This window comes from Dokdonella sp. (genome assembly GCF_051958935.1).
Taxonomy (GTDB): Bacteria; Pseudomonadota; Gammaproteobacteria; order Xanthomonadales; family Rhodanobacteraceae; genus Dokdonella_A.
In genome coordinates this window covers 18,181-42,834 of the sequence record NZ_JBQCFP010000067.1, presented here as the reverse complement: position 1 = coordinate 42,834, position 24,654 = coordinate 18,181, and the positions used below count along the sequence as shown (strand labels likewise).

At 68.5% G+C, this 24,654-nt stretch carries 20 protein-coding genes and 1 pseudogene; 13 read left to right on the top strand and 8 right to left on the bottom strand.

Annotated elements, in window-relative coordinates; all coding sequences use genetic code 11:
• Together ACTHK2_RS06400 and ACTHK2_RS06395 are read right to left on the bottom strand one after the other, a co-directional pair.
• A pseudogene (locus ACTHK2_RS06400) lies at positions 1 to 309 on the bottom strand (TonB-dependent receptor plug domain-containing protein); the annotation flags it as partial.
• A 362-nt stretch (positions 310 to 671) separates the two neighbouring features.
• Entirely contained in the window at positions 672 to 1,664 is a 993-nt protein-coding gene (locus tag ACTHK2_RS06395; RefSeq protein WP_440244868.1) for a hypothetical protein, read from the bottom strand.
• 319 nt (positions 1,665 to 1,983) lie between these two features.
• On the opposite strand from ACTHK2_RS06395, the gene ACTHK2_RS06390 reads away from it, so the two are divergent.
• The 6 genes from ACTHK2_RS06390 to ACTHK2_RS06365 all read left to right on the top strand — a co-directional run bounded on the left by ACTHK2_RS06390 (position 1,984) and on the right by ACTHK2_RS06365 (position 11,914).
• Positions 1,984 to 2,811 (top strand): hypothetical protein, encoded by an 828-nt coding sequence (locus ACTHK2_RS06390; protein WP_440244867.1) that lies wholly within the window; start codon positions 1,984 to 1,986, stop codon positions 2,809 to 2,811.
• Positions 2,812 to 2,941: 130 nt separating this feature from the next.
• Positions 2,942 to 6,505, top strand: a complete 3,564-nt coding sequence (locus ACTHK2_RS06385) for a S8 family serine peptidase (RefSeq protein WP_440244866.1) — start codon at positions 2,942 to 2,944, stop codon at positions 6,503 to 6,505.
• An 85-nt stretch (positions 6,506 to 6,590) separates the two neighbouring features.
• On the top strand, positions 6,591 to 7,307 hold the full coding sequence (gene mtgA, locus ACTHK2_RS06380; RefSeq protein ID WP_440244865.1) for a monofunctional biosynthetic peptidoglycan transglycosylase: 717 nt from the start codon (positions 6,591 to 6,593) through the stop codon (positions 7,305 to 7,307).
• Positions 7,308 to 7,389: 82 nt separating this feature from the next.
• The gene (locus ACTHK2_RS06375) at positions 7,390 to 8,322 is read left to right on the top strand and encodes a glycosyltransferase family 2 protein (protein WP_440244864.1); all 933 of its coding nucleotides are present in this window, start codon (positions 7,390 to 7,392) and stop codon (positions 8,320 to 8,322) included.
• Between the two features lie 31 nt (positions 8,323 to 8,353).
• Positions 8,354 to 11,362 (top strand): hypothetical protein, encoded by a 3,009-nt coding sequence (locus tag ACTHK2_RS06370; protein ID WP_440244863.1) that lies wholly within the window; start codon positions 8,354 to 8,356, stop codon positions 11,360 to 11,362.
• 123 nt (positions 11,363 to 11,485) lie between these two features.
• A complete protein-coding gene (locus tag ACTHK2_RS06365) occupies positions 11,486 to 11,914 on the top strand; it encodes a CBS domain-containing protein (RefSeq protein ID WP_440244862.1) in 429 nt (142 codons plus the stop codon).
• An 18-nt stretch (positions 11,915 to 11,932) separates the two neighbouring features.
• On the opposite strand, the gene maiA is transcribed toward ACTHK2_RS06365, so the two are convergent.
• The 4 genes from maiA to hppD all read right to left on the bottom strand — a co-directional run bounded on the left by maiA (position 11,933) and on the right by hppD (position 16,215).
• The gene (maiA, locus tag ACTHK2_RS06360; protein WP_440244861.1) at positions 11,933 to 12,598 is read right to left on the bottom strand and encodes a maleylacetoacetate isomerase; all 666 of its coding nucleotides are present in this window, start codon (positions 12,596 to 12,598) and stop codon (positions 11,933 to 11,935) included.
• Between the two features lie 32 nt (positions 12,599 to 12,630).
• On the bottom strand, positions 12,631 to 13,623 hold the full coding sequence (locus ACTHK2_RS06355; protein ID WP_440244860.1) for a fumarylacetoacetate hydrolase family protein: 993 nt from the start codon (positions 13,621 to 13,623) through the stop codon (positions 12,631 to 12,633).
• Between the two features lie 152 nt (positions 13,624 to 13,775).
• Entirely contained in the window at positions 13,776 to 15,074 is a 1,299-nt protein-coding gene (hmgA, locus tag ACTHK2_RS06350) for a homogentisate 1,2-dioxygenase (RefSeq protein WP_440244859.1), read from the bottom strand.
• A gap of 55 nt (positions 15,075 to 15,129) precedes the next feature.
• Complete coding sequence (gene hppD / locus ACTHK2_RS06345; protein ID WP_440244858.1) at positions 15,130 to 16,215, bottom strand: 4-hydroxyphenylpyruvate dioxygenase; 1,086 nt, start codon at positions 16,213 to 16,215, stop codon at positions 15,130 to 15,132.
• 66 nt (positions 16,216 to 16,281) lie between these two features.
• Between hppD and ACTHK2_RS06340 the strand changes: the two genes are divergently transcribed.
• On the top strand, positions 16,282 to 16,722 hold the full coding sequence (locus ACTHK2_RS06340; protein WP_440244857.1) for a MarR family winged helix-turn-helix transcriptional regulator: 441 nt from the start codon (positions 16,282 to 16,284) through the stop codon (positions 16,720 to 16,722).
• A 96-nt stretch (positions 16,723 to 16,818) separates the two neighbouring features.
• Here the strand turns inward: ACTHK2_RS06340 and ACTHK2_RS06335 are convergent, their stop codons facing one another.
• Positions 16,819 to 18,324: a peptide MFS transporter gene (locus ACTHK2_RS06335; RefSeq protein ID WP_440244855.1), complete on the bottom strand. Its 1,506-nt coding sequence runs from the start codon at positions 18,322 to 18,324 to the stop codon at positions 16,819 to 16,821.
• Between the two features lie 183 nt (positions 18,325 to 18,507).
• Entirely contained in the window at positions 18,508 to 19,365 is an 858-nt protein-coding gene (locus tag ACTHK2_RS06330; RefSeq protein ID WP_440244854.1) for a tryptophan 2,3-dioxygenase, read from the bottom strand.
• A 182-nt stretch (positions 19,366 to 19,547) separates the two neighbouring features.
• Here ACTHK2_RS06330 and pdhA point away from each other — a divergent pair, with 182 nt between their 5' ends.
• The 6 genes from pdhA (at position 19,548) to ACTHK2_RS06300 (ending at position 24,457) form a co-directional block, all read left to right on the top strand.
• A complete protein-coding gene (gene pdhA / locus ACTHK2_RS06325) occupies positions 19,548 to 20,627 on the top strand; it encodes a pyruvate dehydrogenase (acetyl-transferring) E1 component subunit alpha (RefSeq protein ID WP_440244853.1) in 1,080 nt (359 codons plus the stop codon).
• Between the two features lie 116 nt (positions 20,628 to 20,743).
• Positions 20,744 to 21,724 carry an alpha-ketoacid dehydrogenase subunit beta gene (locus tag ACTHK2_RS06320; protein ID WP_440244852.1) on the top strand — a complete coding sequence of 327 codons (981 nt, stop codon included), beginning with the start codon at positions 20,744 to 20,746 and terminating at the stop codon, positions 21,722 to 21,724.
• A 20-nt stretch (positions 21,725 to 21,744) separates the two neighbouring features.
• Positions 21,745 to 22,101, top strand: a complete 357-nt coding sequence (locus tag ACTHK2_RS06315) for a DUF1304 domain-containing protein (RefSeq protein WP_440244851.1) — start codon at positions 21,745 to 21,747, stop codon at positions 22,099 to 22,101.
• 34 nt (positions 22,102 to 22,135) lie between these two features.
• Positions 22,136 to 23,551: a dihydrolipoamide acetyltransferase family protein gene (locus ACTHK2_RS06310; protein ID WP_440244850.1), complete on the top strand. Its 1,416-nt coding sequence runs from the start codon at positions 22,136 to 22,138 to the stop codon at positions 23,549 to 23,551.
• A gap of 4 nt (positions 23,552 to 23,555) precedes the next feature.
• Complete coding sequence (locus tag ACTHK2_RS06305; RefSeq protein ID WP_440244849.1) at positions 23,556 to 24,023, top strand: cytidine deaminase; 468 nt, start codon at positions 23,556 to 23,558, stop codon at positions 24,021 to 24,023.
• A gap of 44 nt (positions 24,024 to 24,067) precedes the next feature.
• Complete coding sequence (locus tag ACTHK2_RS06300) at positions 24,068 to 24,457, top strand: VOC family protein (protein WP_440244848.1); 390 nt, start codon at positions 24,068 to 24,070, stop codon at positions 24,455 to 24,457.
• The last annotated feature ends 197 nt before the right edge of the window (positions 24,458 to 24,654 follow it).

Sequence of the window (24,654 nt, the reverse complement as noted above, 5' to 3'; positions counted from 1 at the left end):
ACCGCCGGAGTTGTTGACCTGCGGGTTGGTGTTCGGGCCGGTGACGGCCGGGAGCTGCTGGACGAGGTCGCCCAGGGTCAGCTTGCCGGTCTTCTCGATCGCGGCGCGATCGATGGTGACGACCGGGTTGGACGTTTCGATATCGACGCGACGGATGTTCGAACCCGTCACCGTGATCGTTTCCAGCTTCTGGCTGCTGGTGTCATCCTGCGCAAGCACAGGCGCGGCCGACAAACCGACCACCGCCGTGGTGCCTGCGTACAACGCATAGCGCACGGCTTTGAAAAGCTCGTTGCTCGTATGATTCATTACACTCTCCAACGTCAGAGTTGTGTCACAGCTCGGGACATGTGCTCTCCCATCCCTGGGAACGACCAAAACGGTCCACCAAAACCCTCGGCAGTGGGCGATACTAACAACATTCTTACGCCATGGGAATCCCTGAGCGCCGCCTTAACATCCTCTAAAAACCTTTTATAATCAAAAGGTTGCGAGAGTATAATTTTGCGGCAGCGCAGTGGAAGGACACTTGCGCGAGCACGCGCGACGTGCTGGGCCCGCAATTTCAGGCACGCGAAAAAAGCAGCCGCTGCCATCGGCGGCCGCAGGATCGGCATCATCGGGACTGGTTCGGGGGGCGGGCGCAGGCGAGCCGCCACACCGGGGACGCGTCAGAGATCCTGACGGTATTGGATGTACGGGGTGCGCGCCTGGTTGTCGCTGTCGCGCGGCGAATTGAGCGGCGCCGACCAGAGGTTCTGCGCGCCGACACTGAGTTCGCCGCTCCACGGCGTACGCCACGACACGCCGAGATCGAGCGTGGTCCAGCGCTTGCCCGCAAGCGCGGGATCGTCGCTGCTGAGGACGTGTCCGACGATCGCGCCGCGCAAAGAACCGGCATCGAGGCCAAGGCTCAACGACAACTGGTCCAGATCGATCGCCGAAGCGAGCGGGCCGGCGAGGCTGTCGATCGATGAGAGCCGGCCATGTCCGTAGCTCGCAGCGATGTCGAGCGCAGCACCCTGCTCGAAACGCCAGCGACCGCGTGCATACACCGAGGCTTCGCTGCCGAGCGAATACAGCGGCGCGTCCGGCAACGCGAGCGTCGGCAGCGCCGCGACGGCGAAGCCGCCGAGGTTCGGGCTGTTCGTCGGCGCCTGCAGCCACGAGAGGCCGTAGGACAGATCGAGGCCGCCATCGGCGCTCGACCAGCCCATGCCGAGCGCCCCGCTCAGCGTGCCGCGCGACCACGACGCGCCGTTGCTGCAGCCGGGCAGCGAGCACGGCATCGACGTGGCCGGCAGGTACTGGCCGAGCATCGCATCGATGCGCAGGCCATCGGACAACCCCCACACCAATCCGTTGGCCGCACCCTGCCTGCCGGCGAGCGCCCACGACGACGGGCCGCGATAGCCGGGCGTGGCATCGACCGGCGAAGCAACCCAGTCATTCGGCAGCGTGACGACGGCGAGCAACTCGCCATTCGCGCCGGACCAGATCGGCAATACCGATGCACCGTCGAGCGGTTTGCCCGACGGATCGAGCGCAAGCAACTGCTCGACCAGCGGCGTCGCCTTCGTCTGCAACGCCAGCGACGGCAACGGCTGCGCCATTCCCGCGAGCGGGAGCAGCGAAAGCAGCAGCGTGGCGAGGCGGAATTTCATGCGCGGGCGTGTGGACGGGCGAGTGGAAACATTCGGTCGGATTGGGACACGGACGCGCGATCGGAGTTCCTCCAACGCGCATTCCTGCACGCTCACAGGATACCGCGATTCACGAAAAACTAACAGCCCTGCAACGCTCCCGGAGCGTCGATCCGTTCACAGGCCGCGCCTCCGCTTCCGGACTGGACGCGCCAGCGTGCGCGATGGTCGCGTTTTCGACGAGCCGTGACTGGGGCGAGCCGGCGCGCCGCCTGCCGGCGATCCCGGGGCGCCCGGCGCTGCTGCAATACGCACCCCCATCTTCGTGGATACCCGCCTCATGCTTGCAGCCCTTCTCGTCACCGGCGCGCTCGGCGCCACCGGCCTGTCGCCCGACCTCGCCGCCGTCGTCTCCGCCGAGCGCGGATTCGCCCTCGACGGACATCGATTCGGCACGCGGCTCGCCTTCCTCGCCCATTTCGACGCGGACGGCTGGCTGTTCCGGCCGACGCCGGTGCCCGCGCTGCAGGCGCTCGCACGCGATCCGGATGACGGCCGCCTGCTGGAATGGAGTCCGAAGCAGGTGGGCGTGGCCGCGAGCGGCGAACTCGCGGTGTCGACCGGCCCCTGGGCCGCGCATGCAGCGGGCGCCGCGCAATATGCACATGGCCACTTCCTGACGTTCTGGAAACGCGGGGCGGACGGCATCTGGCGCGTGCAAGCCGATGGCGGCATCGGCCACGCGTCGCCGGCGCCGGCCGCTCCGGGTATCGGCGCATTGACCGCCGCCTCGGCGGCCGCACCGATCGACGCGGCCCAACTGCAACAGCGCCGCGCCGCACTCGAGCACGCCGACGACGCGCTGCGCGCGGCGCTCGCCGAGGACCCGGCGCACGCCTACGACACCATCGCCGATGCCGGCCTGCATGGGATGCGCGACGGCGAGCTGCCGGCCGACGGCGCCCCCGCGCTCGAGCTCGTGCGCAAGGACGCGAAAGGCCTCGGCCGCGGCACGCGGCGCGCGCTCGATCTCGCCGCCAGCGGCGACTTCGCCTACACCTTGGGCGGCAGCCCGGACTGCATGGAATGCGGCAGCTACATGCGTGCGTGGCGCTGGCGCGACGGCAGCTGGAAGCTGCTCGTGGACCTCAGCCTCGCCAACCAGTGATCCCGTCGCCGCCTGCAGGCCGGCCTCGGTCTGCAGCGGGAGGGCGACTGGGCCCTTCGGCAGTTGTCGCACAGGGACGCTGGGGGCATATTCGGCCGGTTGTACGTCCTCCTTCGTCGAGAGAACCCGCATGAACTCCCTGCCCACTCGTACTGCCCTGGCTGCAGCACTCACGATCGCGCTCGGCGCCGCCGCGCCGAACGCAACCGCCGTCGATAGCGTGATCGCCGGCCAACCGTCGCTCGACGCGATCGACGGCGCGCGTGGAAATCCGGAGGTGATCCTCCTGCGCGCCGGCGTGTTCGACCCGGCGCGGCAAACGCTGGACACGCGCGCGGTCGGCGCCGCCGCCGCGACCGATTCGAACTACGCCATCGTGCAGTTCAAGCCGGGCCAGCTGAAGGCACGCAAGGACCTCGTCGCACGCGGCATCGAGATCCTCGGCTACGTGCCGAACAACGCCTACTACGTGCGCCTCAACGTCACGCGCCTCGACGCCCTCGCGCAGGACACGTCGGTGCGCTGGGCGGGCATGGTGGCGCCCGCGATGAAGCTCGATCCGGCCCTCTGGAGCGGATCGCGCCTCGGCTCGGCCGCGCTGCAGAACGACGGCGGCTACGAGCTCATGATCCAGGCGTTCGACGGCGTGTCTTCGGCCGCGATCGAAAGCCAGCTCGTCAAGCAGGTGCCCGGCGTCGAGATCACCATGCGCAGCGTGCGCGCCGAGGCGCTGCCGTACGTGCGCGCGAAGGTCGAGACGGCCGCGCTCGATCGGCTCATCGAGGTCGCGACCGGCATCGACGGCGTCGCGTTCGTGTCGCCGTGGATCGCTCCGCACACGACCAATGCGGGCGGCATCGGCGCGATCCAGGGCAACCTCACCGGCGCCTGCGCCGGCAGTGGAGCGGTCTGCGGGCCGACGCCGATGTTCGACCAGGGCATCACGGGCGGCGGCCAGATCGTCGCCGTGGCCGATTCCGGCACGACGCCGAACGCCGCCTGGTTCGCCACGCTCGACAAGGGCAACGGTCCGCACACGGAGGTCACGTTCGCCGAAAATCCGCCGCCGGTACTGCCGGCGATCGGCACGCTGCATCCGGACAACAAGATCATCGCGTACTGGACGCAGCCGGGCGGACCGACCGACTACGACTTCGTCTCCGGACATGGCACGCACACGACCGGTACCGTCGTTGGCGACGCCGCGGGCACGTTCGGCGCGACGACCTACATGCCGTCGACGCCGTACGCACCCAACCACGAACTCGCCGACGGCATGGCGCCGAACGCGCAGTTGCTGTTCCATGACATCGGCCCGAACCAGGCCACGGCCGTCATCACGCAGGACTTCGAAGGCACGCTCGAACAGGCGTATGCGGGCGGCGCGCGCATCCACAGCGACAGCTGGGGTTCGTCGAGCTCGGGCCAGTACACGACCGAGGACGCGAACACTGATCGCGCGACGCGCAACAACGAAGGACTGCTCGTCGTGATCGCCGCCGGCAACGATCGGGCCGGCGCGATGGCCGTCGGCTCGCCCGGCAACGCGAAGAACGCCGTCACCGTCGCCGCGCTCGGCCACGCCGGCAGCCTGGCCAAGGCATCGTTCTCCAATGCCGGCCCCACCACCGACGGGCGCCAGAAGCCCGACGTCGCCGCGCCGGGCTCGGGCACGATCTCGGCCCGTAACGGCACGAGCGTGACCACCACGATCACCGCGCCGCAGACGATTTCCAACTCCGGAACGTCGATGGCGACGCCGACGATCGCCGGCAACGCCGTGCTCCTGCGCCAGTATTTCGCCGACGGTTTCTATCCGCGCGGCACGACCGGGTCGGGCATCCCGTCCGACCTCATCTTCGCCGACGGCTTCGATGGCGTTTCGCCGTTCACGGAGGCCGGCCTCGACGCGTACAACCCGACCGGCGCCGTGATGAAGGCCGTGTTGCTCAACGGCACCGTGCCGACGACGAGCCCGGCCACGTTCCCGAACACGGGCACGGGCTGGGGTCGTCCGTGGCTCGATTCGAACCTGTGGTTCAAGAACACGATGCCGAACGGCGACGACAGCCGCCGCCTGCGCGTGTTCGAACGCACGAATGCATCCGGCCTCGAGACCGGCGACGTCAACGAGTACACGATCGCCAATGTCGGCGCCGGCGTCGAGCTGCGCGTCACGCTCGCGTGGTTCGATCCGGATGCGGCGATCGGCGTCGCCTCGACGCTCGTGAACAACCTCGACCTCGAAGTCGTCGGTCCGGGCGGCACCTACCTCGGCAACCGCTTCTCCGGCAACGTCTCCGTCACCGGTGGCAGCCCCGACGCGAAGGACACGGTCGAACAGGTGCGCCTGACCGCGCCGGCGGCGGGCAGCTACACGATCCGCGTGAAGGGGACGTCGATCCCCGGCAACGGCCGCCCCGGCAGCGACCGCCAGGGCTACGGCCTCGCCGTCTCGGGCAAGTTCGCGTTGCCCGACGCCGCGCCGTTCGCGGCGCCGTCCGCCCCGACGATCGGCAGCAACGGCACCGGCGGCATCAGCGTGAACGCCACCGCCGGTGGTACGCCGCAGAGCTGGCAGCTCTATCGTGCGGAGGGAACCTGCGCGACCGCCGCCGCGGGTGACTTCCACCTCGTCGCCAACGGACCGAGCCTGCCGCTCAACGACGACACGAGCCAGGGCGGCTACAGCTACGCGTACAAGCTGCGCGGCGTGCAGAACGACATCGAAGGCGATGCCTCGCAGTGCGTCGACGTCGTCTCCCTCGACGACTGCACGCTGCAGCCGGACTTCGACGTGCATTCGCTCGCGACCGATGCGTCCAACGCGAGCTGCAGCGTGAACCTGTCGTGGACCGCCGGCGCGTCGAACTGCCCGGCCGCGAACACGGTCACCTACACGGTCGAGCGCGACACGAGCCCGTACTTCACCGCACCGACGACGGTCGCGAGCGCGCTCGCGGCGACGACGTTCTCCGATACGGCCGTGAGCAACGGCACGCCGTACTACTACCGCGTGCACGCGGTCGACGGCATCGGCAATGCGTCGGCGACGTCCAAGGTGGCGAATGCGACGCCGAGCGGCGTCGACGGTCCGGACCCGGGCAACTACCTCGACGACGTCGACACGCACAGCTACCTCACGCTCGAGGCGCCGTGGCAGATCACCAACGTCGCCGCGTCCGCCGGCAGCTACAGCTATCACAACGGCGGCGATTCGGGACCGTACCTCGACAACACCTGCGCGAGCATCACGACGCCGACGCTGGCGCTCACGGCCGGCGCGACGCTGAGCTTCCAGGCGAAGTACGACCTCGAGTTCCAGTGGGACGGCGTGGTGCAGGAGATCTCGACCGACGGCGGCAACACCTGGGTCGACCTGCCGCCGACCGGCGGCTACCCGAGCAGCTTCGCGCAGACGGGCGCCCCGCCGGTGAATGCCTGCGGATACGCGGCAAGCCATGGCGCGTTCAACGGCGTGACCACGGCGGGCTCCAACGCGGATCCGAACAACGGCACTGCAACCGCCGTGTTCAAGCCGTTCACGACGAGCCTCGCGGGCTTCACCGGGCAGAACGTGAAGATCCGCTGGCGCTTCTCGTCGGATCCGGCGTCCGCATTCAGTGGCTTCTTCCTCGACCAGGTGCAGATCAGCGGCACGCCGGGCACGGGCAGCTACATGTGCACGCCGTGACGTGACGTACCACTGACCGCGCGAGCGGGCTAAGCTGTAAGACACCGGCGCGGACTCCCGCGCCGGTGTCGTTTCAGGAGTCGCCGTGCCCGTTCGTCCCCGCCGCCGCTGGTCCAGGCGCCTCGCCCGCTGGTTGCTGCTCGCCGCCGCGGCCTGGTTCGCCGGCAGCGTGCTGCTGGTGCTGCTGCTGCGCTTCGTGCCGCCGCCGCTGTCGGCGGTGATGGCGGCGGACTGGCTCGAGGCGAAGGCGACCGGCGATCGCGGTTTCGTGCTGCGCCATCGCTGGACGCCGTGGGAACGCGTCTCGCCCGCGCTGCCGATCGCCCTCGTCGCGGCCGAGGACCAGCGCTTTCCGTTGCATCACGGTTTCGATTTCGAGGCGATCCAGCGCGCCCTCGAGGAAGCCGACGACGGCGAACGCCTGCGCGGCGCGAGCACGATCAGCCAGCAAGTCGCCAAGAACCTGTTCCTCTGGAATGGCCGCAGCTTCGTGCGCAAGGGTTTCGAGGCGTACTTCACGGTGCTGCTCGAGACGCTCTGGCCCAAGCGGCGCATCCTCGAGGTGTATCTCAACATCGCCGAGTTCGGCCATGGGATCTATGGCGTCGGTGCGGCGAGCGAGCAGTTCTTCCGCAGCACGCCCGAGCACCTCGATGCGCGGCAGTCGGCGCTACTCGCCGCGGTGTTGCCGAATCCCGCGCGCTTCCACGTCGAGAAGCCGAGTGCGTACGTGCTGCGCCGCGCGGCGTGGATCCAGCGCCAGGCGAACCAGCTCGGCGGTGCCGCGTACCTTCCGCGCTGAACCGGACCGCAATGGCCGTCATCCGTCGCGTTGCCGACTCCGCTAGCATTCGCCCGTTCGCCTTTCGCTCTCCGGAAACGCCATGCCCAAGCTCACCGTCGTCGTGCCTGCCTACAACGAGAGCGAGGGCCTGCGCGATTTCCACGCGCGCGTCGCCGCCGTGCTCGACCGCCTCGACCTCGACACGGAAGTGCTCTACGTCGACGACGGCAGCCGCGACGACACCTATGCGGTGATGTCGGCGCTCCGCGCCGGGGATCGGCGCGTGTCGACGCTCAAGCTCTCGCGCAACTTCGGCAAGGAACTCGCACTCACCGCCGGCCTCGACCACGTCGATGCCGACGCCGCGGTGGTCATCGACGCCGACCTGCAGGACCCGCCCGAACTGATCCCGACCTTCGTGCAGCATTGGCGCGAAGGCTACGACGTGGTCTACGGCACGCGCGCCTCGCGCGCCGGCGAAACCGGCTTCAAGAAGATGACCGCGTCCGGTTTCTACCGCGTGATGGAACGCCTGTCCTCGACGCCGATCCCGCGCGACACCGGCGACTTCCGCCTGCTGTCGCGACGCGCCCTCGACGCGCTCAAGCAGGTGCGCGAGCGCCAGCGTTTCATGAAGGGCCTCTTCACCTGGGTGGGCTTTCGCCAGATCGCGGTCGTCTACCACCGCGATCCGCGCCACGCGGGCGAGACGAAGTGGAACTACTGGAAGCTCTGGAACTTCGCGATCGACGGCATCACCTCGTTCTCCGGCGCGCCGCTCAAGCTCGCCACCTACATCGGCCTCGCCGCCTCCCTCGTCGCGTTCGTGTTCGCCCTGTGGGTGCTCGGCAAGGCGCTGCTCTTCGGAGACCCCGTGCGCGGCTATCCCTCGCTGATGGTGGTCGTGCTGTTCCTCGGCGGATTGCAGCTGATGGCGCTCGGCGTGATCGGCGAATATCTCGGCCGTCTATACGTCGAATCCAAGCAGCGCCCGCTGTATCTCGTGGACGAGTATCATCCGCCGGTTGGCTGACGTCCCGATCGGCCTGCGGGGAGAGAGCTCGATGAGGAAGGGGTACGCGTGGCTGGGCGCCGCGGTCGGCGCCGTGAGCCTGTATGTGGGCTACGTCCAGCTGGCCGAACGCCAGCGGCCGATGTTCTTCCACGGCGAGGCGGAGGAACGCGAGGAAGGTCGATCGCCGAGCGAAGGCGACTACTGGGCGATTCGCGTCGGCTACGGCGGCGATGCGCAGCACCTGCGCTTCGAACCGGCCTGGCTGCTCGCTTCGGCGCGCCAGGACAAGGCGATCGCGAGCGGCGTGCCGGCCGGCAGGAAGACTTATCGGCCATCCGCCGACAAGGCCGTCGCGCTCGATCCCGACGCCTTCACCCTGCTCGGTCCGCAGCCGCTCACCGGCGAAGGCTTCGGCGCCGACCGCGCCGCCGGCCGCACCAACGTGATCGTCAGCGACCCGGACAATCCGGCCGTCGCCTGGCTCGGCTCGGATGGCGGCGGCGTCTGGAAGACGACCAACTGCTGCACCGCCGACACGACCTGGACGGTCAAGACCGATTTCCCCGAGATCGCGAGCATGGCGATCGGCGACATCACGATGGACCCGTCCAACCACGACGTGCTCTACGCGGGCACGGGCGACCTGCGCTACGGCTCGATGTCGTTCGGTGCCGCCGGCGTGCTCAAGAGCAGCGACCGCGGCGAAACGTGGCAGTTGCTCGGTGCGGACGTGTTCAACCCGATGTACGGTCCGTCGGCGGGCAGCTTCCCGCAGTACCAGGCGATCGGCAAGGTCGTGGTCGATCCGAACGACGCCGACAACGTCGTCGTCGGCACCAAGACGGGTCTGTATTTCTCGAACGATGCGGGCACGAACTGGACCGGCCCGTGCTACACCAACGCGTTCACGAGCGGTGCCGGCGAACAGCGCCAGGACATGACCGGCCTGCTTGCGGTGAACCGCAGCGGCACGACCTATCTCTACGCCGCGGTCGGTACGCGCGGCAATGCGACGCCGGTGCAGCCGAACCTCAACAAGAACGGCGCCAACGGCGTCTATCGCACGACCATGCCCGCGAGCGGATGTCCCGCGGTCGGTGACTGGACGCTGCTCGCGAACGGCTTCCCGGCCGGCACCGGCAACGGCACGCCGAACACGAGCCGCGGCAGGCTCGAACTCGCGGTCGCACCGAGCGACCCGCTCACGCTCTACGCGATGTTCTCCAGCGTGAGCAGCAACGGTATCCTCGGCATCTGGAAGACGACCAACGGCGGCGACGCCTGGACCCAGGTCGGCACGCCGAGCGGTGCCGGCACGCAGATGTGGTACGACGCCGGCCTCAAGGTGTCGCCGACCGATCCGAACGTGTTGTTCGTGAACGCGGTCGACCTCTACCGCTCGACCAATGGCGGCACGTCGTACGTCAACCTGACGCAGGCCTACAGCGGCGGTCCGGTGCATCCGGACAACCACGCGACCGCGATCGTCGGCAACGATGCGAACCACGTGCTCAACGGCAACGACGGCGGCATCTACTACGTCGACAATGCCCTCACCGCGACGAGCGCGTTCAACGCGAACTGGACCGACCTCAACAAGCAGCTGCCGACGATCGAGATCTACCACGGCGACATCACCGCGAACTTCGCGACCTCGGCGAACGCGGGCGCTACCGCGGGCTTCCAGGACAACGGCAGCGCATCGGTCGTGTTCTCGGGCACGCCGGGGGCCGCCGCGTGGGAATCGACCAATGGCGGCGACGGCATCGTCTCGCGCATCGAGCCAGTGCTCGGCCAGTACTGGTACACGTCGATCTACTACGCGGCACTGTACGTGAGCACGAGCGGGCCGTTCGGCAGCCAGCAGTCGATCTCCGGCAACTGGGGCAGCGACCGCGCGAGCTTCTTCACGCCGTTCGACCTCTACCGCTACGGCGAGCTCGACGTGCCGGGCAGCGCGTGCACGAGCGCAGCCGGCTGCAAGCACATCATCCTCGGCACGCAGCGCGTGTGGGAGTCGCTGAGCGGCGGCCTGCCGACGAGTTCGTGGAGCGCGAAGACGGGCGACCTGACCAAGAACAACCTCATCGTCGGCTCGGACAACCGCTCCTACATCAACCAGATCCACTATTCGGTCAGCGATCCGACCGTGGCGATCGCCGGCACGAACGACGGCAACGTGCAGTACGTGTTCGGCCTCGGCGTCGCCGGCGCCGCGACCGCGGTCAACGTGACCGGCGGCAATGCGGTGCTGCCGAACCGGCCGATCCTCGACGTCACTACCGATCCCGCCAATCCGCTGGTCGGCTACGCTGCGGTCGGCGGCTTCGCCGCCAATACCGCCGCGACGCCCGGCCATGTGTTCCGCGTCACCTGCACGGCGCAGTGCGCGAGCTTCGCCTGGGCCGACAAGAGCGGCAACCTGCCGGATATCCCGGCCAACGCGATCGTCGCCAACCCGCACAACCCGAACCAGGTGTTCGTCGGCATGGACTGGGGCCTGTACTACACCGACGACATCAGCGCGGCGACGCCGGTATGGCAACGGTTCGAAGGCCTGCCGCACGTGATGGTATGGAGCCTCAACATCGACCGCGGCTTCACCACCCTCGCCGCGTTCACGCGTTCGCGCGGCGCCTGGGCGTGGCCGCTGCCGGCCGGGGCCGGCGGCGCCGACCTCGCGGTCACGATCACGCCGCCACAGGGCGTGACGCCGGGGCTGCAGCAGCGCTACACGGTGACGGTCGCGAACGACGGACCCGACGACGCGACCAATGTGCAGCTCGAAAGCACGCTGCCGGCCGGCATCGCGTTCCATCACAACAGCGGCGACTGCACGACCGGTTATCCCTGCGCATTCCCGACCATTCCGGCGGGCGGATCGGTGACGGTGACGACCGACATCTGCGTGCCGCGCAGCTATACCGCGCCGGACCCGGTGGCGTTCAATGCGAGCGTGACCTCCGCGACGGGCGATCCGTCGTCGGGGAACAACGACGCGAGCGCGACCGCGCCGCTCGTGCTGTCGCTGTTCGCGGACGGTTTCGACTGCGGTTGATGGCCCCTCCACGTGCCGGCGTCGATCGACGCCGGGACGGATCGCGCGGCGGCGAGCAGCCGTCGCGCGCCGGCGCTACACTCGCATCCGCGGCAGCGACGTCGCGCTCGAGCGGAGGCGCACATGCTCCAGGTCAAGCATCTCCTCGCGGACAAGGGCGACCGCATCTACACCGTCGCCCCCGATGAACCCGTACTCGTCGCGATCCGCACGATGGCGGACCGCCATGTCGGCGCGCTGCTCGTCATGCGCGGCGCAGAGCTCGTCGGCATCGTTTCCGAGCGCGACTACGCGCGCAAGGTGATCCTCAAGGGCCACTCCTCGAGCGACACGCCGGTACGCGACATCATGACGTCGCCGGTGATCACGGTGAACCCGACCGACACGGTCGATACCTGCATGCGCCTATGCACCGACAGCCGCGTGCGGCACCTGCCCGTGGTCGAAGGCGCGAAGGTCGTCGGCGTCGTATCGATCGGCGACCTCGTCAAGGCGGTGATCAGTGAACAGGGCGAGGAAATCGAGCAGTTGCAGCGCTACATCGCCGGCTGAGCACGGCGCTGCGCGCCGTCACGCCGCGGCGCCTGGCTGGTTCTCCGGCCGTGCCGCCTCGAATTCCGGCAGCGCGAGGCAGCGATCATTGATCGCGGCGATCGTCGGATACGGCGCGAGGTCGACGCCGAAGCGCTTCGCGTTGTAGACCTGCGGCACGAGGCAGGCGTCGGCGAGGCCCGGCGTGTCGCCGTGGCAGAACTCGCCGGTCGCCGCGTCGTCGACGAGGATCGCCTCGAACGCGCGGAAACCGAGTTCGATCCAGTGCTTCGTCCAGCGCTCGCGTGCACCCGCATCGATGCCGAGTTCGCGTTCGAGGTACTGCATCACGCGCAGGTTGTTGAGCGGGTGCACGTCGCAGGCGATCACCTGGGCGAGGCCGCGCACATGGGCGCGATCGCGCGGCATCGCCGGCAGCAGCGGACGATCCTGGTTCACGTCCTCGAGATACTCGATGATCGCCATCGACTGGCGGATCACGCGCTGGCCGTCGACGAGCACGGGCACGGCTTCGAGCGGATTGAGTTCGCGGTAGGCGGGCGCGTGCTGTTCGCCACCATTGTTCAGCAGGTGCACCGGCTTCAGCGCATACGCGAGCCCCTTGAGGTTCAACGCGATGCGCACGCGATAGCACGCGCTCGAACGCCAGTAGTCGTACAGCACGAGATCGGTATGGTTCGACATGCGCGCCCTCCCCTGCAGCCGGATGCCTCGCGTCAGCCGCGCGGCGCCTGCCGCGTGACCGTCTGCTCGATCGCGCCGAAGATGCTCCGCCCCGCATCGTCGGTGATCTCGATGCGTACCGTATCACCGAACTTGAGGAACGGCGTGCTCGGCTTGCCGTCGCGCAGGGTCTCGACCGTGCGCTGCTCGGCGAGGCAGGAAGCGCCCTTGCCGGTGTCCTCGTTGGCGATCGTCCCCGAACCGACGATCGTTCCTGCGACGAGCGGCCGCGTCTTCGCCGCGTGCGCGACGAGGTCGGCGAAGCTGAACTGCATGTCGACGCCGGCCTCGGCTTCGCCGAACCACTGGCCGTTGATCCAGGTGCGCATCGGCCGGTGCAGCTTCTCGCCGCGCCAGGCGTCGCCGAGTTCATCCGGCGTGACCAGCACCGGCGACAGCGTCGAGCGCGGCTTGGACTGCAGGAAGCCGACGCCCTTGGCGAGTTCGGCCGGGATCAATCCGCGCAGCGAGACGTCGTTGACGAGGCCGACGAGCTGGATGTGCGCCGCCGCGGTCGCCGGCGAGGCGCCCATCGGCACATCGTCGGTGACGACGACGACTTCGGCCTCGAGGTCGATGCCCCATTCCTCGCTCGCGGCGAGGATCGGGTCGCGCGGCCCGTAAAAGCCCGCACTCGTCGCCTGGTACATGAGCGGATCGACGTAGAAGCTCTCGGGCACCTCGGCGCCGCGCGCGCGGCGCACGCGTTCGACGTGCGGCAGGTAGGCCGAGCCATCGACGAATTCGTATGCGCGCGGCAAAGGCGCGGCGAGCTGCGCCATGTCGAGCGCGAATGCAGCGGCGGCGGTCCCGGCTTCCAGTTCCGCGGCGAGCGCATTCAGGCGCGGCGCGGTGTTCGACCAGTCGTCGAGCGCCGACTGCAGCGTCGGTGCGATTGAGCTCGCACGCACCGCACGCAACAGGTCGCGACTCACGACGACGAGCGTGCCGTCGCGGCCGCCTTCCTTGAGGGATCCGAGTTTCATGGTTCTGACGTTCCGAATATGACTGGGATGCAGGACCGGCGCGCACGCGCGCGCGTCGGCGTAAGTATTCCATGCCACGCGCCCGCCCGGTTGCCCCGCCGCTCGACGCAGTGGCGCAACCGCGCCACGCGCCAGCGCGCGCTGCCCCTCGCTCAGCGCGCGCGGAAGTGCTTCTGCAGGCCGCTCCAGCACGCCTGGTAATCGCGTTGCCGGTGCGCCGCGGCGAGCGCCTGGGCGGTCGGCCGGATCACCGCGCGCGTTTCGAACATGAAGGCCATCGTGTCCTTGATGTAGTCGGGCTTCGACGTGTCCGCCGCGCTCGCCTTCTCGAACGTCGCGGCATCCGGCCCATGGCCGGTGAAGCTGTTGTGCAGCGAGGCTCCGCCCGGCGCGAAGCCTTCCGCCTTCGCGTCGTACGCGCCGTGGATCAGGCCCATGAACTCGCTCGCGACGTTGCGATGGAACCACGGCGGGCGGAACGTGTCCTGCATCGCGAGGATGCGCGGCGGGAAGATCACGAAATCCATGTTGCTGACGCCTTCGTGCTCACCCGGCGAATGCAGCACGAGGAAGATGGAGGGATCGGGATGGTCGTAGCTGATCGAACCGATCGTATTGTGCCGGCGCAGGTCGTACTTGTACGGCACGTAGTTGCCATGCCAGCCGACCACGTCGATCGGCGAGTGCCCGATCGACGCGCGCCACAGGTGCCCCTGGAATTTCGCGACGAGTTCGAACTCGCCATCGACGTCCTCGTAGGCAGCTTGCGGCACGAGGAAATCGCGCGGGTTGGCGAGGCCGTTGCTGCCGATCGGGCCGAGGTCGGGAAGCTTCAGCAGCGCGCCGAAGTTCTCGCAGACATAACCGCGCGCGGCGCCATCGGGCAATGCAACGCGGAAGCGCACGCCGCGCGGGATCACGAGGATCTCGTGCGGCACCACGTCGAGCACGCCGAGTTCGGTTTCGACGTGCAGTCCGCCCTGCTGCGGCACGATGAGCAGTTCGCCGTCGGCGTCGTAGAACCAGCGGCCCTGCATGTCGCGGTTCGCCGCGTACAGGTGGATGCCCACACCGGCCTGCGCGGCGGGCGAGCCGTTGCCCGCCATCGTGTACAGGCCTTCGACGAAATCGATTGGTTGCTGCGGCAGCGGCAGCGGACTCCAGCGCAGCTGATCCGGCGTGACCGGCCCGTCTCCGAAATCGTTGTGGAAGCCCGGCTGTTCGAACGGCGTGAATGCATTGTGCATCGCCGCGGGCCGGATGCGATAGAGCCAGCTGCGCCGGTTCGCATGGCGCGGCGCGGTGAACGCGGTGCCGGACAGCTGTTCGGCGTAGAGGCCGTGTGCGACGCGCTGCGGCGAATTGCGCCCGACCGGCAAGGTGCCGGCGACCGCCTCGCTCGCGAACTCGTTGCCGAAGCCGGATTGGTAGCCGTTGCTTGCGATCGTCATGGCTCGCCTTCGTCGTTCTTGAGCCCCTCTCCCGCCGGAAGAGGAGCTCGGTTCGTCACAGCACCCCGCGCTTCATCTGGTCGCGTTCGATCGACTCGAACAGCGCCTGGAAGTTGCCCTCGCCGAAGCCCTCGTTGCCCTTGCGCTGGATGATCTCGAAGAAGATCGGGCCGATCGCGTTCTGCGTGAAGATCTGCAGCAGCTTGCGCTGCTTGGTCTCCGGGTCGGCGTCGATGAGGATCTTGTTCTTCGCCAGGCGCGGCACGTCCTCCCCGTGGTTCGGGATGCGGATGTCGATGACGTCGAAATACGTGTCGGGCGTATCGAGGAACTCGACGCCGGCCGCGCGCATGCGTTCGACGGTCGAATAGATGTCGTCGGTGAAGCAGGCGATGTGCTGGATGCCCTCGCCGTGGTAGGCGTCGAGGTATTCGTTGATCTGCGATTTCGGGTCGCTCGATTCGTTGAGCGGAATGCGCACGATGCCGTCGGGCGCGGTCATCGCCTTCGACACGAGACCGGTCTTCGCGCCCTTGATGTCGAAGTAGCGGATCTCGCGGAAGTTGAACAAGCGCTCGTAGTAGTCCGACCACTTCTGCATGTTGCCGAAGTAGAGGTTGTGCGTGAGGTGGTCGATGAACGTGAGGCCGAAGCCGGCCGGGTTCATGTCCGCGCCTTCGATCGCGACGAAGTCGTTGGCGTACGCATCGCCGTCGCGCGGCACGAGGTAGAGCATGCAGTCGCCGATGCCCTTGACCACCGGCACGTCGATCGCGCGCGAGACGGCCTTGTGCGCGATGCGCTCGCCGCCGTTCGCGATCACCGCCTGCTCGACCTCCGCCACGGGTTTCCTGAAGCGGATCGCGAAGCCGCACGCGCACGGGCCGTGCTGCGCGGCGAAATCGGCGGCGAAGGAATCGGATTCCTCGTTGACGAGGAAGTTGACGCCGTTCTGCCGATACACGGTGATCGCGCGGGAACGATGCTTGAGCACGGCGGAAAAGCCCATGCGCTCGAACAGCGCATGCAGCTCCGCGCCGCGGCCGGCCGGCGCGGCGAATTCGACGAATTCGAACCCGTCGATGCCCATCGGGTTGTCGAATGTCGTGACCTGCATGCCGAGGTTGGGTTGGGCGTTCATGGCGGCCTCCGGTACTGAGACGTGCTAAGATAGTTTCATCTGAAACTTAATTCAAGCGGCATCGCCATGGCCGACCACGCCCCGCTCGAACTCGAGCGCTTCCTGCCGTACCGCCTGTCGATCCTGTCGAACCGGGTCAGCCAGGCGATCGCGCGCGAGTACCAGGACCGCTTCGATCTTTCGATGACGGAATGGCGCGTGATGGCGGTGCTCGCGCGCTATGACGGCGAGGGCCTCTCGGCGAGCGAAGTCGCCGCGCGTACGGAGATGGACAAGGTCGCGGTGAGCCGCGCGCTCACGCGCCTCGTCGAGGCCAAGCGCGTGTCCCGGCGCGCGCACGACGGCGACAAGCGTCGCTCGGTGCTGCGCCTCAGCGCGGCAGGCTGGAAGGTGCACGACACGGTCGCCCCACTCGCCCGCGCCCACGAGCGCTCGATGCTCGCCCGCTTGGAACCCGACGAACGACGCGCGCTGCTCGCGATCCTCGACAAGCTCGCGCCGGTGTGAGAGGCGGGGATTGGTGATTCGGGGTTGGGGACTCGCCGCAGGCACCAGCCTGCCGGCTTTTTCCAATCCCGAATCCCCATCCCCAATCCCTGCCCCCTAGCGCACCCCGTGCATGAGCCGCTGGATCAACGGCGCGATCAGGAACAACACGACACCGGCGCCCGCGAGCGCCCAGAAGCCGAGCGTGTAGCCGCTCAGCGCCGAGCCCGTGGTCATGCCCGTCTCGCCGCTCACCCACGCGGCGAACACGCCCGACATGTTGTTGCCGTTGGCGATCGAGAGGAACCAGCCGCCCATCGCGAAGCCGACGTAACGCGGCGGCGCGAGCTTGGTCACCATCGACAGGCCGACCGGCGACAGGCACAGCTCGCCCACCGATTGGATCACGTACACCATGAACAGCGTCCAGAACGGGATCTTCTGCTGCGCATCGACGAGGTAGGTGAGCGCGTACATGAGCAGCAGGAACGCGAGGCCGTTGCCGACGAGGCCGAGGCCGAACTTGCGCGGGATCGACGGCTCGACGTTGCGCTTGCCCATCCAGATCCAGATCGCCGCGATGATCGGCGCGAGGCCGATGATCGCCAGCGAGTTGACCGACTGGAACCACGCGACGGGGAATTCCCAGCTGCCGAACATGCGGTCGACGATGTTCTGCGCGAGGAAGTTGAACGAACTGCCGGCCTGCTCGAAGAACATCCAGAACAGCGCGTTGAACACGAAGATGATCAGCATCGCGACGACCTTGTCGCGCGCGACCTTGCCCTCGCGGATGCCTTCGACGAGCAGCATGACGGCGAGACCGATGAACAGCACGCCGAGGATCACGATCAGCGCGGTCGCGCCGAGCTTGGACAGGAGGAAGTACACCAGCGGCACGCCGATCGCGGCACAGCCGAGCACGATGCCGATGCCGCGCGCCTGCGGCACGTCGGCGGGTGGGCGGCCAATGCCCTTGAGCTGGCGCCGGCCGATCCAGAACCAGATGAAGCTCAGGATCATGCCGATGCCGGAGGCGAGGAACACGACCTTGTAGTTCTGCTGCAGCGGCGTGTCGGTGATGACGCTCGCGAGCCAGCCGGTGACCAGCGGAGACAGGAAACCGCCGAGGTTGATGCCCATGTAAAAGATCGTGAAGCCGGCGTCGCGGCGCCGGTCTTCGGGACCGTAGAGCTGGCCGACCATGGTCGAGATGTTCGGCTTGAACAGGCCATTGCCGACGATCACGAGGGCGAGGCCGAACAGGAAGACCTCCTGGTGCGGGATCATGATCACGAACAGGCCCGAGGCCATGATCACCGCGCCGATGAGGATCGAGCGCTGGTAGCCGATCAACTGGTCGGCGACGTAGCCGCCGAAAAGCGAAGCGGCGTAGATCAGCGCCAGGTACGCGCCGTAGACGTCGTTCGCGGGCGCCTCGCCGGTGCCGGAGCCGCCGTAGAACTGCGCCACGATGTACAGCGTCAGCGCCCAGCGCATGCCGTAGAACGCGAAGCGTTCCCAGTACTCGGTCATGAACAGCATCCACAACGGGGCCGGGTGGCCGAGGCGCTGCGGGAAGCTCGGGAGCGCGGCGGGCGCGCCGGGGCTGGCGGTGGACATGGATTCCCCTCGAAGTGACGTATCGCGAACGTGTAACCGCTGGCGCCCGCCGCGTCAAACCGCAGCGCAGCGGGATTCGCCGGAACGAGCGCATCGGCGGCCAGCCGGCGGCCCTCGAACCGGCGTTCAGATGCCCGGCTCCGGTCGCGCCCGATCCGGCGTGACGCACCGCGCCGGGAGGCGTCAGGCCACGCCGATCTCGGTGCGCACGTCGACGAGTTCGGGGAAGAACGTGAGATCGAGCGCCTTCTTGAGGAACGAGACGCCGGACGAGCCGCCCGTGCCGCGGCGAAAGCCGATGATGCGCTCGACCGTCTTCATGTGGCGGAAGCGCCACAGCTGGAAGCTTTCCTCGATGTCGACGAGCTGCTCGCACAGGTGGTATTCGGGCCAGAAGTCGCGCGCGCGCTCGTAGATGCGCTTGAACACCGGCACCAGTTCCGGCGTGCGCTGGTGCGGCCGGCTGAAGTCGCGCTCGAGGCTCGCAGCCGGCACCGCGTGGCCGCGCCGGGCGAGGAAACGCAGCACTTCGTCATAAAGGCTCGGTTCGACCAGCGCGCGGCGAAGCTCCGCCTGCGCGGCCGGGTCATGGTCGAACACCTTGAGCATCGCCGCGTTCTTGTTGCCGAGCAGGAACTCGATCGTGCGGTACTGCTGCGACTGGAACCCCGACGCGGGCCCCAGCACGTGGCGGAACTCGAGGTATTCCGACGGTGTCAGTGTTTCCAGCACGCCCCACTGCGCGAACAGCTGCTGTTGCACCTGCTTCACGCGGGCGAGCACCTTGAGCGTGCTGTCGACGTCGTCCGCGCGCAGGCGTGCGACCGCCGCACGCAGTTCGTGGATCATCAGCTTCATCCACAGCTCGGCGACCTGGTGCTGCACGATGAACAGCATCTCGTCGTGATGCGGCGGATCGCTGAGCGGCTTCTGTGCGGACAGCAGGACCGGCAGCTGCAGGTAGCCGCCGTACGTGGTGCGGTCGCGCAGGTCGAGCTCGATGCCCTGCTCGAGCGGGCGCAGGTTGTGCGGGTCGTTCATCGGCAGCCACGATCGTGAGAGCAGGCCAGTGTAACCCGCATCGGCGATGCTGCGCCGGGCCTTGCGGTCGCGGCGGCCTCTTGCTTACTGTTCCGCTCCCGTCGCCGCGGCCGCACGCCGGCCCATCCGGCACCGTATTTCCGAGCGCACTCGCGCCGTGCGACACCGCAACGGAGGCTGTCTTGTCCATCGCCGCCACCTTCGAGATCGAATTCCTGCAATACCTCGACGCGGACGGCAAGCTCGTCCGCGACGACCTGCCCGCGATCGCACGCGACATCCGCCAGCTGGTCGAGCTGTACAAGGAAATGCTGTTCGTGCGCGTGTTCGACGCCAAGGCGGTCGCGCTGCAGCGCACCGGCAAGCTCGGCACCTACGCCTCGTGCCTCGGCCATGAAGCCGCCCATGTCGCGATCGGCAGCGCGATGCAGGAAGACGACGTGTTCGCGCCGATGTACCGCGAATACGGCGCGCAATTCCATCGCGGCGTGAAGCCGCGCGAGGTATTGCTCTACTGGGGCGGCGACGAGCGCGGCAGCGACTTCTCCGGACCCGCGCACGACTTCGCCTGGTGCGTGCCGATCGCGACGCAGTGCCTGCACGCGGCCGGCTCCGCGCTCGCCTTCAAGGTGCGCAAGGAGCCACGCGTCGCGGTCACCGTCGTCGGCGACGGCGGTTCGTCGAAGGGCGACTTCTACGGCGCGATCAACGTCGCCGGCGCGATGCAGCTGCCCCTCGTCGCGGTCATCGTCAACCACCAGTGGGCGATCTCGGTTCCGCGCAAGATGCAGACCGGCGCGAAGACGCTCGCGCAGAAGGGCATCGCCGCGGGCCTCGAATGCCTGCAGGTCGACGGCAACGACCTCATCGCGATGCGCGCGGCGATGGATCACGCGATCAAGCGTGCGCGCCACGCCCACGGCGGCATGGTCATCGAGGCGGTCACCTATCGCCTGTCCGACCACACGACCGCCGACGATGCGCGCCGCTACCGCCCCGACGACGAAGTGAAGTCGGCCTGGGCGCGCGAGCCGCTCAAGCGCATGAAGGCTTACCTCATGTCGCTCAATGCGTGGACCGACAAGGAAGAGGAAGGCTGGAAGGCCGAGTGCGCGACGAAGGTCGACGCCGAGGTCAATGCCTACCTTGAAACGAAGTCGCAACCGACTGGGGCGATGTTCGACTACACCTGGGGCGAGCTGCCGGCGGACCTCGCCGCGCAGCGCGCCGCGGCGCTCGCCGCGGACGAGCCCGCGCACTGATCATGGGCATGGGAGCGGCTTAGCCGCGATGCCCTTCTTCGCGATGCGCCGAAAGCCAAGGCATCGCGGCTGAAACCGCTCCCACCGAATCGACCAACGACCACGGATCCAGCGGAATGGCACAGATCACCCTCATCGAAGCCGTCACCCAGGCGCTCGCATACGAGATGAAGCACGACCCGAGCGTGGTCGTGCTCGGCGAGGACGTCGGCGTCAACGGCGGCGTGTTCCGCGCGACGGTCGGCCTGCAGGACAAATTCGGCGCCGAGCGCGTGATCGACACGCCGCTGGACGAACTGACCATCGCCGGCCTCACCGTCGGCCTCGCCGCGCAAGGCATGAAGCCGGTCGCCGAAGCGCAGTTCGAAGGCTTCATCTACCCGATGATGGAGCACATTGCCTGCCACGCGGCGCGCCTGCGCACGCGCACGCGCGGCCGCATGACCTGCCCGGCCGTGTTCCGCGCGCCATGGGGCGGCGGCATCCGCGCGCCGGAGCACCACTCCGAAGCGAACGAGCACCTGTTCACCAACATCCCCGGCCTGCGCGTGGTGCTGCCGTCGTCGCCGGGGCGCGCTTACGGCCTGCTGCTCGGGGCGATCCGCGACCCGGACCCGGTCATCTTCCTGGAGCCCAAGCGCATCTACCGCCAGTACAAGGAAGAAGTCGCCGACGACGGCGAAGCGCTGCCGCTCGACGTCTGCTTCGTGCTCCGCGACGGCGGCGACGTCACGCTCGTGACCTGGGGCGCGCAGGTGAAGGAAACGCTCGAAGCCGCCGATGCACTCGCCAGTGAAGGCATCAGCGCCGAAGTCATCGACGTCGCGACGCTCAAGCCGCTCGACTTCGACACGATCCATGAATCGGTGCGCAAGACCGGCCGCTGCGTGATCGTGCACGAGGCGCCCCGCACCGCCGGCTTCGGCGCGGAGATCGCCGCACGCCTCGCCGAGCACGCGATGTACGACCTCGTCGCACCGGTCGAGCGCGTCACCGGCTACGACACGCACATCCCGCTGTACCGGCTCGAGATGAAGTACCTGCCCAGCGTCGAGCGCATCGTCGCCGCCGCGAAGCGCACGCTTGCCGCGAGCTGAGCAGGCCCGGGAGCCACACGATGACCACGATCGCGAACGTCCTCGTCGGCCTCGTCGCACTGCTGCACCTGTACTTCCTCGTGCTCGAGATGTTCCTCTGGACTACGCCGACCGGTCGCCGCGCGTTCGGTACGACGCCCGAGTTCGCGCAGGCGTCCAAGACCCTCGCGGCGAACCAGGGCCTCTACAACGGCTTCCTCGCCGCGGGCCTTGCGTGGGGCCTCTTGGAGGGGGCCGCTGGATTCCACATCAAGCTGTTCTTCCTTTCCTGCGTGGTCGTCGCCGGCCTGTACGGCGCATGGACGGTCAGCCGCAAGATCCTCTACGTGCAGGCGTTGCCGGCGATCGCCGCGCTCGTTCTGCTGCATTTCCACTGACGGCGCCGACGCGCCGAGACAGGAACACACTGCCATGGCCGACATCAAGACGTTCCATCTTCCCGACCTCGGCGAGGGCCTGCCCGACGCGACGATCGTCGAATGGCTGGTGAAGGTCGGCGGCATCGTGCGGCTCGACGAGCCGATGGTGTCGATGGAAACCGCGAAGGCGGTGGTCGAAGTGCCGTCGCCGTTCTCCGGCAAGCTCGTCAGGGTGCACGGCGACAGCGGCGACGTGATCGCGACCGGCGCCGCGCTCGCGGAATTCGAACTCGACCCCAACCTGCCGCAGCGCGCCGAAGCGGAATCCACCGGTCACCACCACGGTCCGCCGAAAGCGGCCGCCGCCGCGCCCGCGAAAGGCGTCGGCGCCGAAGCGCCCGACCACCGGGGCGTGGTCGCCTCCGACGAAGGCGGCGAGATCGCGAGCGGCGGCAAGGCGCCGCGCGCCGACGAAGGCACCGTGGTCGGGGCGATGCAGTCGAGCGACCGCGTGCATGCCGAGCAGGCGACGAGCATCGGCGGCGTGAAGGCGGTGCCGGCGGTGCGCGCACTCGCCAGGAAGCTCGGCGTCGATCTCGCGCGCGTGTCGCCGAGTGGCGCGGGGGGTGTCGTCACGCTGCAGGACGTGAAGTCCGCGGCGGCGGCGGGCAGCGCGAAGGTCGGCGCGGCGCCGGCAGCGACGCCCGCGGCGGCACGTGCCGGCGCGGCGCCGGCATGGTCCACGCCGTCGCCGCCGGCGGCCGCGCAGCGCACGACGCTGTCCGCCGCCGGCAAGCCGATGCGCACGACGCCGCCGACGGTCGCCGCGACCGGCCAGCCCGAACAGCTCAAGGGTGTACGCCGCAACATGGCGCGCGTGATGGCGGCCGCCCACGCCGCGGTCGTGCCGACCACGCTCAGCGACGACGCCGACATCCATGCCTGGCTGCCGGGCAACGACATCACCGGGCGGCTCGTGCGCGCGATCGTGCGCGCGGCGAAGGCCGTGCCTGCGCTGAACGCGTGGTTCGACGGCGACAACCTCACGCGCACGCTGCATCCGCACGTCGACATCGGCATCGCGGTGGATACCGACGACGGCCTGTTCGTGCCTGCACTGCGCAACGCCGACATGCTCGATGCGGCCGGCGTGCGCGCTGCGGTGAACCGCCTGCGTGCGCAGGTCGAGGACCGCAGCATCCCGCCGTCGGAGCTTTCCGGCTACACGATCTCGCTGTCGAACTTCGGTGTGTTCGCGGGCCGCTACGCGACGCCCGTGGTGGTGCCGCCGTGCGTCGCGATCGTCGCCGCCGGCAAGGGCCGCCACCAGATGACGCCGGTCATGGGCGGCTTCGAATCGCACCGCGTGATCCCGCTGTCGCTGACGTTCGATCATCGCGCCGCGACCGGCGGCGAGGCGGCGCGCTTCCTCAAGGCGATGCTCGACGACCTCGCGCTCGCGCAGTGAACCCGTGAAAGCGAACACGACGCGAGCGACGGTCGAGCAGGCGTATCCCGGCCTCATCGCGGCCGCGGAAGCGGCGATGGCACGCGCGCACGCGCCGCACTCGCACTTCCGCGTCGGCGCCGCACTGCAGTTCGACGACGGCCGCGGCGACCGCTTCGTGCCCGGCTGCAACGTCGAGTCCGATGTCTATGGCCTCACCATCTGCGCCGAACGCAATGCGGTGTTCGCCGCGGTCGCGCAGGGACGCGGGCATCCGTCGGCGATCGCGGTGATCGCCGACACCGACGAGCCGGTCGCGCCGTGCGGCGCCTGCCGCCAGTGGCTGCACGAGTGCGACGTCGAACGGCGCCTGCACGTGTTCCTGCTCACCCGCCGCAGCGACGCCGTGCGCGAATGCGGCACCGGCGACCTGCTGCCGGAAGCGTTCGCGCTCGGTGCGGACGAACGCGCCGCGCGCAACCCCTGGCGTTGAGCGGAGCTTGTGTTCCGGCGCCACTGCGACGTGACGGAGGTCCCATGCACCACAGCCGCCTCAGCAACATCGTGATCGACTGCGAAGTCGACGACCTCGCATCCGCGGCCGAATTCTGGAGCCGCGCGCTCGGCAAGCCGATCGTCACGACCGACCAGGACGGCGACGGCAGGTACGCCGAACTCGCGACCGCGGCAGACGAGCCGCAGATCCTGCTGCAGAAGGTCGACCATCCCTCGCGCGTGCACCTGGACATCGAGACCGACGACATCGAGGCCGAGGTCCGCCGTCTCGAGGCACTCGGCGCGCGGCGAGTCACGTTCCGCGAGCGCTGGTGGGTGATGGAGGCGCCGACCGGGCACCGCTTCTGCGTCGTCCGGCGCCAGCGCGAGGCATTCGGCCCGCACCTCAACGAGTGGCCCGACGTGGACTAGCAGGATGCTCAAAAAGGCGCTATCCAGCGCTTTTTCAACTCAGCGAGTCCGGCGCATGTCCGGACTCGCTTCCGGGATTCAACGACGTGCGTCGTCGACTCGCGAGCGATCCATCCCTGGATCGCGTCCGCAGGCTGTTTTTCAACAGCCTGCCAGGGCCCGGGCGGGGTCGTCCGGCTTCCGATCGGCGAACACCG